The organism is Campylobacter sp. VBCF_06 NA8, assembly GCF_027737825.1.
Classification (GTDB): Bacteria; Campylobacterota; Campylobacteria; order Campylobacterales; family Campylobacteraceae; genus Campylobacter_B.
In genome coordinates this window covers 37,927-51,824 of sequence record NZ_JAOVUB010000004.1, presented here as the reverse complement: position 1 = coordinate 51,824, position 13,898 = coordinate 37,927, and the positions used below count along the sequence as shown (strand labels likewise).

The 13,898-nt window shown below is 39.8% G+C and carries 8 protein-coding genes; 4 read left to right on the top strand and 4 right to left on the bottom strand.

Going from position 1 to position 13,898, the window contains the following annotated elements; all coding sequences use genetic code 11:
• Nucleotides 1-112: 112 nt before the first annotated feature.
• Entirely contained in the window at nt 113-3,664 is a 3,552-nt protein-coding gene (gene nifJ, locus OFO10_RS06370; protein WP_270866541.1) for a pyruvate:ferredoxin (flavodoxin) oxidoreductase, read from the bottom strand.
• Between the two features lie 138 nt (nt 3,665-3,802).
• On the bottom strand, nt 3,803-4,216 hold the full coding sequence (locus tag OFO10_RS06365; protein ID WP_270862801.1) for a hypothetical protein: 414 nt from the start codon (nt 4,214-4,216) through the stop codon (nt 3,803-3,805).
• A gap of 97 nt (nt 4,217-4,313) precedes the next feature.
• Here OFO10_RS06365 and dut point away from each other — a divergent pair, with 97 nt between their 5' ends.
• The 3 genes from dut to OFO10_RS06350 are packed head-to-tail and all read left to right on the top strand — an operon-like array spanning nt 4,314 to nt 6,036.
• Nucleotides 4,314-5,006: a dUTPase gene (dut, locus tag OFO10_RS06360; protein ID WP_270866540.1), complete on the top strand. Its 693-nt coding sequence runs from the start codon at nt 4,314-4,316 to the stop codon at nt 5,004-5,006.
• A gap of 9 nt (nt 5,007-5,015) precedes the next feature.
• Nucleotides 5,016-5,765 carry an EI24 domain-containing protein gene (locus OFO10_RS06355; RefSeq protein ID WP_270866539.1) on the top strand — a complete coding sequence of 250 codons (750 nt, stop codon included), beginning with the start codon at nt 5,016-5,018 and terminating at the stop codon, nt 5,763-5,765.
• Between the two features lie 55 nt (nt 5,766-5,820).
• Nucleotides 5,821-6,036 carry a hypothetical protein gene (locus OFO10_RS06350; RefSeq protein ID WP_270859918.1) on the top strand — a complete coding sequence of 72 codons (216 nt, stop codon included), beginning with the start codon at nt 5,821-5,823 and terminating at the stop codon, nt 6,034-6,036.
• A gap of 35 nt (nt 6,037-6,071) precedes the next feature.
• Here OFO10_RS06350 and OFO10_RS06345 read toward each other — a convergent pair whose 3' ends face one another.
• Nucleotides 6,072-6,479: an acyl-CoA thioesterase gene (locus tag OFO10_RS06345; RefSeq protein WP_270862798.1), complete on the bottom strand. Its 408-nt coding sequence runs from the start codon at nt 6,477-6,479 to the stop codon at nt 6,072-6,074.
• Between the two features lie 122 nt (nt 6,480-6,601).
• Here OFO10_RS06345 and ciaB point away from each other — a divergent pair, with 122 nt between their 5' ends.
• Nucleotides 6,602-8,422 (top strand): invasion protein CiaB, encoded by a 1,821-nt coding sequence (ciaB, locus tag OFO10_RS06340; RefSeq protein WP_270866538.1) that lies wholly within the window; start codon nt 6,602-6,604, stop codon nt 8,420-8,422.
• 627 nt (nt 8,423-9,049) lie between these two features.
• Here ciaB and OFO10_RS06335 read toward each other — a convergent pair.
• Nucleotides 9,050-13,738: a hypothetical protein gene (locus tag OFO10_RS06335; RefSeq protein ID WP_270866537.1), complete on the bottom strand. Its 4,689-nt coding sequence runs from the start codon at nt 13,736-13,738 to the stop codon at nt 9,050-9,052.
• Between the last annotated feature and the right edge of the window lie 160 nt (nt 13,739-13,898).

Genomic DNA, 13,898 nt, shown 5'->3' with positions numbered 1-13,898 from the left:
GATAATGGATATAAAAATCTCAGAATTTTTATAAATTTAAAAAGGCTAAATTTGGGGAATTTAGAAAGAATAAAGAAAAAAGGTTGCGGTAAATTTACCGCAACCTGCGAGATTAAATCTCGTCTGAATAATCAGAATTTGCTAAGCGTTTTAGCTGTCTGTATCGTTTTTGAGAGTCTTGTTTGTTTTTAGCATAAAGCTCGTCAGCGTGCTCTGGGTTGTTTTTCCTTAGAGCGTTGTAGCGAACTTCGTTCATCAAAAAGCTCTCGTATAGATCCCAATCAGGCTCTTTTGAGCTGATTTTTAGTGGGTTTTGACCAGCGTCTGCTAAGCGTGGATCGAAGGTATAAGTTGGCCAGTAACCGCATTTTGTCGCAAGCTCAGCTTGTGCGCCAGAGTGGTTTAGACCGCCTTTGATACCATGAGCGATACAAGGGCAGTAGCAGATGATGAGTGATGGACCATCATAAGCCTCTGCTTCCAAAATCGCTTTGATTGTAGCAGCTTGGCTAGCGTTTGAGTTGATTTGAGCTACGAAAATATTTCCGTAAGTCATAGCGATTTGTCCCAAATCTTTCTTTTGAACTGCTTTTCCGCCAGCTGTGAATTGAGCGATAGAACCGCGGCGACTAGCTTTTGAGCTTTGGCCACCTGTATTTGAATAAACCTCAGTGTTTAGAACCAAAACATTTACATTTTCGCCACTAGCTAAAACATGATCAAGTCCGCCATATCCGATATCATAACCCCAGCCGTCGCCACCGATAATCCATTGTGATTTTTTGCTTAGGTAAGATTTTCTCTCTAAAATTTCGCTAACGCCCTTAACGCCTTTGTTTTGCTCTAAGATTGGGATTAGTTTGTCTGCGATTTCGCGAGATTTTACAGTGTCGTTGCGATTTTCAATCCAGTCATTATATAGAGCTTTTAGCGCGTTTGGAGCTTCTTCCATTGTATTTAGCATAACATCTTCGATTTTATGGCGAATTGTCTCTGTTGCTACCTTCATACCAAGGCCGAATTCTGCGTTGTCCTCGAATAGCGAGTTTGCCCACGCGACACCGCGTCCGTTTGCGTCTTTGCGGTATGGAGTAGAAGGAGCAGAACCGCCGTAGATTGAGCTACATCCTGTCGCATTTGCTACAATCATGTGATCGCCAAATAATCTTGTGATAAGTGTGATATATGGAGTCTCACCGCAACCTGGGCATGCGCCGTGGAATTCGAAATATGGTCTAGCAAAGCCGACATTTTTGACATTGTTTTTCGGTGCCAAATCATCTTTGTAGCGAACATTTTCAAATAAATAATCAGCGCTTGTTTGCTCGCCTTTATCCATTTCTTCGCCAAGTGGAACCATAACCAAAGATTTCTCTTTGCTTGGGCAGTTTTCAGCACACAATGCACAACCGGTGCAATCTAGCGGGCTTACTTGAATTTTATATTTCATACCTGCAAAATCTTTGCCTTTTGCGTCAAGTAGGTGCTCTTTTGTGTATTGTGGAGCGTTTGCTACATCGTTTTCATCTAGCAAGAACGGTCTGATTACAGCGTGTGGGCAGACGAACGCGCATTGGTTACATTGGATACAATTTGCCTCGATCCATTTTGGCACAAGCACGCCTACACCGCGTTTTTCGTATTTTGTAGTGCCTGCTTCAAATGAGCCGTCTTCGTGTCCGATAAATGCTGATACTGGCAAATCGTTACCGCGCGCTGCATTTACAGGTTTTACGATTTTTTCGACAAATTCTGTGCCTTTGTATCCCACGCTATCAGATTTTACTTCGTCTTTCAAATTTGCCCATGCAGGATCGACTGGGACTTGAACTAAGCCGTCAGCGCCCTTATCAATCGCGTCATAGTTCATTTGCACGATTGCGTCGCCTTTTTTAGCGTATGATTTGTATGCAAATTCCTTCATATATTTTTGAGCTTCTTCAAACGGAATAATTTTTGCTAGTTTGAAAAATGCTGATTGCATAATGGTATTTGTGCGGTTGCCTAGTCCGATTTCGTGGGCTAGTTTAGTAGCGTTTAAAATGTAGAATTTAACATTTTTTTGCGCTAGGATTCTTTTTACTTTGTTTGGTATTTTTTTGATAGTTTCCTCTGCGTCCCAGATTGAGTTTAAAAGGAAGGTTCCGCCATCTTTGATACCGTCGATTACATCGTAAATTTCAAGATACGCTGCTACTGAACAGGCTACGAAATTTGGATTTGAAACTAGGTAGGTTGAGCGGATTGGTTTTTTACCAAATCTTAGGTGCGAGCGTGTGTAACCGCCTGATTTTTTGCTATCGTAAGCAAAATATGCTTGCGCATAAAGATCTGTTTTATCGCCAATGATTTTGATTGAGTTTTTGTTCGCACCGACTGTGCCATCTGCGCCAAGTCCGTAGAAAAGACACTCGATCTCATCTGCTTCGCCAAGAGAAATTTTCTCGCCGACTGGCAATGATAGGAAGGTAACATCATCTTCGATACCCACAGTGAAGCCATTTTTTGGTTGGTCTGATTTTAGGTTGTCAAATACAGCGATCATTTGAGCTGGATCGACATCTTTTGAGCTTAGGCCATAGCGTCCGCCGATGATTAGTGGAGCTTTTTTGCTGCCATAAAATGCTGATTTGATATCTAGGTATAGTGGCTCGCCGATACTTCCTGGCTCTTTTGTTCTATCTAAAACGCAAATTCTCTCTACTGATTCTGGTAGGACAGCAAATAGGTGTTTTACGCTAAATGGTCTGTAAAGATGAACTTTGATAACGCCAACTTTTTCGCCTTTTGAATTTAGATAATCAACTACCTCTTCAAGAGTTTGATTTACTGAACCCATTGCGACTACAACTCTTGTAGCGTCTTTTGCGCCATAGTAAGTGAAAGGCTTATACTCTCTGCCTGTGATTTTTGAAATTTTTTCCATATAATCAGCTACGATATCTGGCAAAGCGTCGTAGAATTTGTTTGTTAGCTCTCTTGTTTGGAAGTAAATGTCATCGTTTTGAGCTGTTCCACGAGTTTTTGGGTGCTCTGGGTTTAGTGCATTATCACGGAAAGCCTTAACTGCGTCATAATCGAGCAATTTGTCAAATTCAGCGTAATCCATAACCTCGACTTTTTGAATTTCGTGGCTTGTACGGAAGCCGTCGAAGAAGTGTAGGAAAGGAACGCGACCTTTAATCGCTGCTAGGTGAGCGATACCGCCTAGATCCATTACTTCTTGCACGCTGTCGCTTGCTAGCATAGCAAAGCCTGTTTGGCGACATGCATAGACATCTTGGTGATCACCAAAGATAGAAAGAGCTTGCGCTGCAAGGGCTCTGGCTGCTACATGGATAACGCCTGGTAGCATTTGACCAGCGATTTTATACATATTTGGAATTTTAAGTAGTAAGCCTTGTGAAGCTGTGTAAGTTGTAGTAAGCGCACCAGCTTGCAGTGAGCCATGCACTGTTCCAGCGGCACCTGCCTCGCTTTGCATTTCTACGACTTTAACTGGCATACCAAAAAGGTTTTTCATGCCTTTTGCAGCCCACATATCTGTATAATCAGCCATTGGTGAGCTAGGTGTGATAGGGTAAATTCCTGCAACCTCGGTAAAAGCGTAAGAAACATAAGCCGCGGCTTCGTTTCCGTCCATAGTTTTCATAACTTTTCCCATAATTTCTCCTTACTGTTCGGGATTGTGTAAAACCTGTAAATTTTAGCTAAAAGTTGCTTAATTTGTTGTAAGTAATTAAAATAAAAATGAAATTTTATGGATACAAATTCAACTGAATTTAAGTAAAAGGAGTAAAATTTACTCCTCTTTTTTGCGCTCCCAAACGCGCTTTTTACCGAAGGTTACGACATTATCGGTTAGCTTCATCCAATCAAGCCTAATGGCAAATAGCTCAGGGTTCATCGCCTTGGCAACGGCAAATCTTTTGAAGTAAATTTTAGCCTCGTTTTCATCTGCGCTACGAATTTTGCCCTTAAACTGAATTCCTTTAATCCTAGAAATGATTTTGGTATCCAAAGCAATCGTGCCAGAGACGAAACGATTGGTAAAAAGTGCCTTGATATGCGTAGAATCTTCATGCCCTGAGAAAATCAAGGTTTTGTTATCTTTATCGTAAGCGTAAAATGCGTTTGAGCAATACGGCAGATTTTCGACTAGCACGGCGATTGACATAAGCTTCATTTTGCTTAAAAATAGGTCAAATTTATCCATAAATCCCCCTGTAAAATTTAAAATTTCAAAAATTTGAGTAATTATACCTACATTTTCTTTTATGCGCTATAATTTCGCGCTAAATTTAGGAGAAGTTATGGAAAATTATAAAAAAATAAAAGAGATGTTTTTAATGCAACAACGCCTAAACGACGAAACCAACGGCGTGGGCTGGGAGGACGGATACACCAAAAATGGCAAACTAATCAACTGGAAGCGTTGCATTTATATGGAGTGTGCTGAGCTGATCGATAGCTTTGCGTGGAAGCACTGGAAAAACATCGCCGCAGCCCCTGATATAGATAATATCGTCATCGAAATCGTGGATATTTGGCACTTTGTGATGAGCTATGTTTTGGAACAAAACAAAAATTTAAAGAGCATTGATGAGATTGCTAGCGAAGTAATCAGCGTAAGCGCGTTTAGAGAATTTAGCGCGCACCGCGCAAATATCGAGGATTACTCGATTTATGAAATCGTAAATGATATCGAGCTTTTGATGCACGAGACGAGCGGATTTAATTTTAGCGTGGGTTCGCTTTTGCAGGATTATTTCAGAGTGGCGATTAAGTGCGGGGTAAATTTGGAAGTGCTTTTCGCCAAATATATCGGCAAAAATGTGCTAAATAAATTCCGCCAAGACAACGGCTACAAAGAGGGCAGCTACCGCAAAATTTGGAACGGCAAAGAGGATAATGTCGTTTTGGTCGAAATTTTAAATAGCGGCGTTTTGGAAGTGGGCGAAATTTACGCAAATTTAGAAAAAGCCTATAAAAACAGCGAAATTTAAAGAAATTTAATGGGTAAAATTTTTCGCCTTTCAATCAAAGATTTTTTTACGAAAAAATTCATCGCCCTTTCGCTTTTGCCGTTTTTTTGCGCGCTTTTGGTGCTTGGGTATTTTATGTATTTTGGCGGAAGCGAGATTTTTGCCCTGCTCGAAGAGGGGGCAAAAAGCGGGGATTTTAGCTTTTTGGACGAGGAGCGATTTCCGCTGATTGCCAAACTTTTAGCGTTTGGCGCCACAAAATGGATAATCGGCGTGATTTTTTACACCTTTGGGACATTTTTGGTGCTAATGCTAAGCGTGTTTTGCGCGCTTTTTATCGCTGGATTTCTTACGCCGATTGTTACAAAAGAGATAAATTTAAGACACTACCATTTAGAGCGCGCCGATGAGCCAAATTTGGGGCGAGTGCTAACCCTAATGGCGATTGAAATTTTAAAATTTATTGGAATTTTACTGCTTTGCTTGCTACTTTTAGCAGTTCCCTTAATAAATCTTTTTGTGATAAATATACCATTTTTTTATATTTATTATAAACTCATTTTAATCGATGTCGCTTCAAACACCCTAGATAAAAAAAGCTTTGAGAAATGCTATAAAAAGGGCGGTGGGTATAAATTTATGCTTAGCGTATTTTTGTTTTATTTAGCGTGTTTGATTCCGCTCGTGGGTCTGTTTTTCCAGCTGTTTTTTATCATATACTTATCGCATATAATATTTTTATCGCAACTAAAATTTAAAAAAATTAATGCAAATCAATGAAATTTATGCCAAATTTATATAAAATAGCGGTTTAGTTTATTTCAAAGGATTTTTCATGAAAACTGGCAATGTCTATATCTGCAATATCTGCTCACTCAAAAGTAGCGATGACGAAAACGCCGTATTCATCAAAGCTCACAAAAATGGCGAAACCGTGCATATTTGCACCGCCTGTATGCCAAGCGTAATACACGGCTCTGGTATGATTGTAAAAAGTAATGCGGAGCTAGAATCTGAATTTTTCGAAGAGTTTAAAAAACACACAAAATAAAAATTTGGCAAATTTTAAAATTTGCCAAATTTAGCCTAAAATCCCTTTAATTTTTTTAGCTCTGGATCGATTACGAGTTTGTTGCCCTCGCTATCGACGGCTACATAGGTTACTTCTGCGCTTGTTACATGCTGGCAAATGCGAGAGCGCGACTCCTTGCAATACCTCTCGGCTGTGACATTTACCAAAACCGTAATCGAAGTGTTGCCGATTTTGGTAACGGTTGCGTGGCAAGTGACTAAATCTCCCACGAAAACAGGCTGTTTGAAAATCACCTCTTTCATCGATATCGTGACCACGCGCTCAGGCGCAAACTCCCTTGCTGCGACCGTTCCAGCCAAATCAATCTGTGATAAAATCCACCCGCCAAAGATATTTCCGGCTGGGTTAGTGTCTGTTGGCATAGCGATGATTTTTATAACTGCTTCGCCCATGTGTTCCATATTTTCTCCTTATTTGTAAATTTAAGCTTGGCATTGTAGCAAAGCCAGATTAAATAAAAAGTTACTAAAACTCTCTTAAAAAAAATTTTGCTAAAATTAGCCAAAATTTTAAAGGGAAAAATATGAATAATTTCGATCGATTAAATGAATTGGTGAGCGAAACAAAGGCAAATTTAAACGCACTTTATGCAAATTCAGATAGCGAAATCATAAAACAAGGTCTGCAAATTTGCGGATTTAGCGACACACAAAGCGCGAAAATCGCGATTTTAAGGCGCATTGTGGATTTAAAAGAAGAAGCGATGATGCAAGAATTTCGTAAGCTAGGCTATGACGCAAACAAACAAAGCTTGCTACGCGAAAAAATGTATGATTATGTCAGGCAAATACACTCTGACATGCACGCCGCGCTTATCGCAAAAATCGAAGAGGAAAAAATTTTAAACCCATTTTATTTAGAACTTATCAAAAGCGTGCATAAAATCGGACTTGTAATCAATCAAATGCAAAAAAGCTGGCAAAAACTCATCATTGATACCAACAACAAACGCTTAGAGATGAATTTCGCCAGTATCGCGGACGCCAAAGAGTATCTTTTCGAAAACGAGCTTTTACAGCGCACGCCACACGATGAAATTTGCGATCGTTGCTATGGCGCGATTATCCAAGATAGCGAGGGCAAATTTGTCATGGCACCCTATGCCGTGGCGTTTGAAGAGGATAGCAAGGAGCTAATCGGCACATTTAATAAAGCGATTTTAGAGCTAGAAGACCTAGCTAGCAACGCCGAGGAACGGGCATATATCTACTACCTAGCCAAGCTTCGCACAGCCTTTGCCGAGCGCAACAATGTCTTTGTAATCGGCGCGTGGCGGGACGCTGAAATGGCGTGGATGGAGACCAAATCCCCGATTCAAATCGGCCACCCGCTTGAATACTACGAGGATAACTACACACACGCAGTCGCGCTAGAATGGGACATCAGACTATCTCAGCCGACTAGGTTTGACGCGGATAAATTTAAGGCCGAAATAAGTGCAAGTTTTGATAAAATTTACAAACAAATCGGCGCAAATAGCCCTGTAATGCGCTCACTCGTGCTTTCAAACATTGATAAAACCCAGCTTTATATCTCCACGCCGATGATTTATTACGGCGCGGATTTAAACGGGCTATTTTCGGCACAGGTCGTGCCAAACGACGAATTCGTCAGCACAAACTGCGGAAAGAAAATTTTCGCATTTGTAAATTTTGTCTATGAAAGCGCCAAAGCCAAGCCATTTATGAAAATTTCATCGCAAATTTTTGATTTGGATTATCTAAATTTTGGGCGCGAAATTTTATTCAAACAGCCTAAAATTTGGCGTATGGTTTATGAAATCTCCACAATCGGCCACGAGTTTGGTCATATATTTTTCATCGACGAGGACACAGAGTCGCTGATGAATAAATCAGGCGCTTTCAAGCTCGTCGAAGAATACAAGGCCACCACGGGCGGACTAATCAACTTCTTTTTCAACGAAAAACCAGAAATGCGCCTGCCGGTCCTTGACGAGCTAATCCGCCGTAGCGTGGGGCTCATCGCGTGGCAAAGGGTAAATGATGTGAGGCCGTATTATTGCGAGGGGCTAATTCATCTGACGCTACTATTCCGCGCTGGCGTGCTGAAATTTGACGGCGCGAAGCTCGCGGTCGATTTTAGCGAGGCTGGGTATGAGAGATTTAAGGAAATTTGCCTGAAAAATTATGAAATTTTAGCGAGCACTTATTACAAAAAGCTCGACGCTTACGACTTTTTGGACGGATTTGTCGAAAATACTAGCGGCGTGTATCTGCCAAAAGACGCGGTGTGTAGGGAGTTTGTGGAGTATTACTACGCGCTTTATGAAAAAATCGGCAACGAAATTGACGAGAGTGGCGAGCGCGAAAAATGGGCAAATTAGGGTCAAATTTAGCTTTTTTGGGGTTTTAAACACTGCGCCCAGGATTTTGAAATTCTAAATTTTGCTTGCCATTGTTATTGCGAGGAGCGACAGCGACGAAGCAAAACAAGCGTAGCGGTGGCGTGCGTAGCACGGCAGGTTTGGACGAGCCGTAGGCGAGGTCAATCCAGAAAATTTTTTAACCCTTAATTTGTCATTGCGAGCGAAGCGAAGCAATCTACGAGTTTAAAATTCCTTGTGCTAAATTTGCTGTCATTGCGAGCGTAGCGAAGCAATCCAGGGAAATTCAGATAAATTTCAATTCTTAAATTCTCTCTAAATTTTACTGGATTGCTTCGGCGTTATCACGCCTCGCAATGACACGCTTGTAAATGTTTTGGTTATTTTTACTCGTAGATTGCCACGAATTTTGCTAACGCAAAATTCTCGCAATGACAAATTAAACAAATTTCAGCTATTCCAACCCATAAAAAAACCCGAGATTGCTCTCGGGTTTGGGTAAAATTCGGAGTTAAATTCAAGGGTTAAATTTCGCAAATTTGGCAAAATTTTGCCAAATTTAGCGTTTAAAATTTTAAATTATTAAGGCCGTGGCAGGTTTCCCTGCCACGAAGCAATCAATTTTAACTAAAACGCAATGCTAAGTGCCATTTGTGCGCTTACGCCTTCTTGTTTGCCAGCGTAGCCTTTTACACCAGCGTCGAATTTAAGCGTTTCGGTTTTGTATTGATAGCCGATTTCGCCAATTCCTGTTAGACCTTTTAGATCTGGGCTTAGTATCTCGCCTGTGCTACCATTTGGCACGATAAATCGTCCTCCTGCTTCTGAGCTAAACTCATATTCGCCAGCCAAACCAACGAAGAATTTATTATGCTCATCGATTTTGAAATTATCTTGCAAGCCAGCTCTAATCTTGTGTGATTGTAGGGCGTCGAAGTGAGTATCGACTCCGTCTATTTTGATATCGGCTGCGTCGATATGGGTGTAGAAATATCTAGCATAAAAATCCAAATCGTTGCTTTCGCTTAGCGGGACGATTTTGCCACCGCCTACATGCACAGCGCAGTATGTAGAGTCTATGCCCCAATCATAGTATTTGCTAACGCCGTTGAAATTTAGAGTGCCGTCGAAATTCGTAGTTAGCTGACCTACTCTAAATGAGCCCTCATAGTATGAGCCAGTGGTGTTTTCTTGTTTGCCAAATGCGCCCACACCAGCATAGTATGCATCACCGCTACCCTTGGTGCCGTCATCTAGGTAGGCATCATAATCTACATTGCCGTATTCGATGAAAATACCCATTGTAAATTCGCCCTTGCTATTTGGTGCTTTGCCTGCAAGACCGGCGTTTGCGTTAAAGCCCAAACTATCTACATGAGAACCTGTGTTGTAGCGTTTGTCGTAACCCTCTACGATAGCATAAGGGAAAAGCTCGGTATATCCATCAGGTATAATGCGCTCTAAGTGGTTTGAGATGAGATATGAACCCTCCCAAACAGCCGCCATACCAGCAATCCTTGCTTCATTGAAAATTTTGGTTTGGTCAGTTGGCGTAATCGGTGTCGTTTTATCCACAGATAAATCTAAGGAATTTGTTACATCTATCATTAAAATTGAACCGATTTGATAGTTTGCACTTTTTGGCTTATTATTTGCCAATTCGTTATTACCGTCAAACAAATGCACTCTACCGCCTTGTTTCTCCAAATCATCCAAATTATCGACATATATCATTACATTTGAATTTGATAAGTCCGTATTAGAACCGTCACTTAGTTTGACAGCAGTTGTGCCGACGCCCGGATTTTTAGGCAAGTAGAAATTGATTTTTTCAAAATTTTGCACATCTTTTACTGTGATTTTATCCATTTCGATAGTATTGCTTGAATCTTTACCTATGTTTAGGGTATTTCCGCTTGGGTCGCTACCACCGATTGTGACATTGCTTAAATCAAGCGGTTTGCTCGGGTCTTTTGGATCGATTGTGATTGTGTTATCTATGATATCACCTCCGAATTTTGTAAATTCCTCATCCCCTAGCGTTTTGTCTAGCTTCTCCTCTACCTCGTTTTCAGCCGTGATATAGATATGGTTTTTGTCGCTATCAGCAAACATACCTTGTAAATTTCTAGTGTAAGTTTGGCTATCGATTATACGATATTCATTATTTGTTTGGATGACATTGATTGCGGTTGAGCCGTCTTTTATAGTTTTAGTCTCTTTGCCGTAAGCGTAGTTTTTAAGATCGTTGAAATTTACATTTTCTGCACTGTCTGCACTACTAGTGTGAGCGATGAGATACGCTTTTTGATTTGCACTTAATCCATAACTATTCTCTGGATTATATGTGGTGTCATTGATTTGAATTTCAACCTTGCTTAAATCAGTATTATCATCAGCTGTTAATTTTAAAGCTGCATTATCAGCAGAAGTCATTTTAGTAATATCGCCTGTAAAATTCATAACCTGAAAGTTAGCCACATTTCCTGCTTTTAGCTGAGTATCCTTTACATTTAGAGTATTGCCTGTGCCATTGTTTCCACCATAGATTGTTCCTGTAACTTCACCTTTTTCAAAGTTTGCAATATTGTTATTTGTAGCTTTTGATTGGCTATATCCTACATAAATATTACCATCTACTTTATCGCCTTTTATGTTGATAGTATTATTTGAGACTTCGCCACTATTGCTTTTTCCTACATAGATATTTGTAGCTTTTACATTTTTTACATCTAGTGTATTATTTGAAATATTTCCGCTATTGCTATTAGCTAAGATAAAATCCCCTGTTATTGTTATGTTCTCAGGCATTATATAAGTAGCTTTTTCTAATTTTGCAGAATCTGATTTAGCTACTGTTAAAGAGCCTGTTATTGTTTGGTTGTCTGCATTAATTAATTTATTTGTAGCTATATCTATGCTTCCGTCATCAGTTTGAGCTAGGATAATATCTGCCGTTACACTAGTATTGTTTAAATCAATGCTATTGCCTGAGACCTTGCCTTTTTGGCTAAATCCACCTATGATTGTAGCATTTGATAGGTTGGCGTCTTGATTAAGATAAATGTTGTTGTTTTCAACACTATTTTTAGTAGAATCATCACTGTCGCTATATCCGCCGTAAATAGTTTTTTTGACTAAATCACCAGCGTTTGCTTCGATATAGACATGATTTCCTGTGTTCGAAGGCTGATTAAATTTGCTAAATTCATTGGTGTCAAATTCGTTATCATTCCAGCTCTCTGTTATTTCATCTATACCTGTGATAAATAGGTCTTTATCGCCATTTTCCACAAACATACCGCGCAAATTTCTTTTGTATTCTGTGGAGCTTAAAATTTTATAAATTTGATCAGGTTGATATATATCGGCTATTTTTATACCTGAATTTTCTTTTAACTCCTTGCCAATCCATGTCGGATTTGCCGGATTTTCGAGTTTAATTTTATTATAGTTTTGCAAAGGCGCATTAGATTTAATGAGATAGTATTTTTTGTTTGGCTGTTTTAAATCGATTGTTTTGTATTTATAATTAAATGTATCGCCTATGCCATAACTTGTTTGTGGCTTTGTGCTACCGTCGCTTAGGGTTCTTTGTAAATTTTCTATTATATCATTTTTAGCTTCTGCGCCACTTACGACAACGGCGATTGTATCTAAATTTGCACCATATTTTATAGCATTTTTAGTTAGCTCGGTTATAGCATTTGCGCCACCGCCACTGTTTCGTTTTTTATTTACGCCTACTCCGTTATCTCCGCCGACGAGCACTTCGACAGCCCCGTCGCTAGAACTTTCGTTTAAGAAATTTATAGTAACGCCGTTTAAATCGGCTCCGTTTGCGCTATCTGTTAGAATAAGAACCGCATCAGCATTTGTGCCGTCTTTAACGGCATTAAATTGCAAAGTGTTGAAATTTGAAATTTGTCCTGCTTTTATAATACCAAGATTATCTTTGTCTTTTCCTAGGATTAGGGTATTTTTATTGCCGTTATTTCCACCGCCGACTATGCCAGAGACTTCGCCACCCATGAAATAAACAGCGTTTCCACTCGTTTCACCACCCTGAGTATATCCGCCGTAGATATTTTCGTTAATAGTGCCACCAGACATAATGACAAGGTTATCTTTTGCAGTTCCGTCAGCACCTTCTTTTACTTCGCCACTGTAAGCAGATTTTAGCTCGGTAGTGCCGTTGATGACAACTATATTATCGCTTGTGTTGCCTAGTTCGCTACTGCCACCGACTACGATACCTTTTGCAAATTTTAAGTCATTTATATATGCTCTGTTGCCAACTGCTTCTGAACTTGATAGAGTAGAGGTATTGGCCTTGATACCGCCCGCATATATAGTGTTGCTAGCGTTTGGTATTGTTACATTATCTAAGATAAGCTGATTATAGCGGTTGTTTCCTGTCGCTTTACCTTGCGAATAACCACCAAAAATACTAACAGTGTTGAAATTTAGCTTCGTTCCGCCACTTATAGATAGAGTATTGTATTCACTATCTCCCGCACCATAAGTGGTTCCGCCACGAAGATCTCCATATCTAGCTTTTGTTGAATATCCGCCACCTACTATAACGAGAGTATTATACTTGGCGTGATTTGCGCTATCTATTTCAGCCTGTGCTTGACCACCCCATGCGCTTGCAAATTTTGAATTTTCTATATAAACATGGTTGTTGTAAATTTCACTATCATTGTTTGCATTATTGCTACCTTTTCCACCATAGATACAATAGCTTACATCTGAGTTGCTTATTTCTACTGTATTATTTTTGGCTACACCGCCTTTTCCATCAATTCTACCGCCTATGACAGAAGGGTAAATCTCGATTTTCTTATTAGGGTCATTAGGGTCTGTTTGTTTATCGCCTATTTCAATAGTAGAATCTTTGATTATAAGTTTATTTTCTTGGACAATCGAATTTTCGCTACTAAGATCTGCTACTCTACCGGCAGCAATTATTCTTCCAGAGCTAGGACCTTTAAAATTTACTTGGTCTATTATTTTTATTGTATTGCCAGAAACATTTGAATTTGCAGCCCCTTTTGCATAACCACCATAAGCATCTCTTCTAGGGTCAAATGTGATGCCGTCTGTGGAGGTGCCGCTAATAGTAACCGAAGCACCTGTTGTCAGTAGGTTTCCTGCGTTATCTACGCCTATATAGGGGTTAGAACCTACGGAACCAGTAGGAGTGTTGGTTCCGGTAATTTTATTATCGGCATTTGCGATATTTGCTGCGCTAACAGCAAAGAGCACAGTGGCTAAGACAATGCTTCCTCTGCTTTGATTTAATGCTTTCATCTCAAACTCCTTTGAAATTTTATAAATAGCTGAAATTATAACTAAAATTACAGAAAAAAGCGGTAAAATTTAAAGAATTTATGGGAATTTTTGCATTTGTTTTAAAAATTTGACAAATTAGGCGTTTTTGGATGCAGATTAAGCGCAAATTCTCGCAATG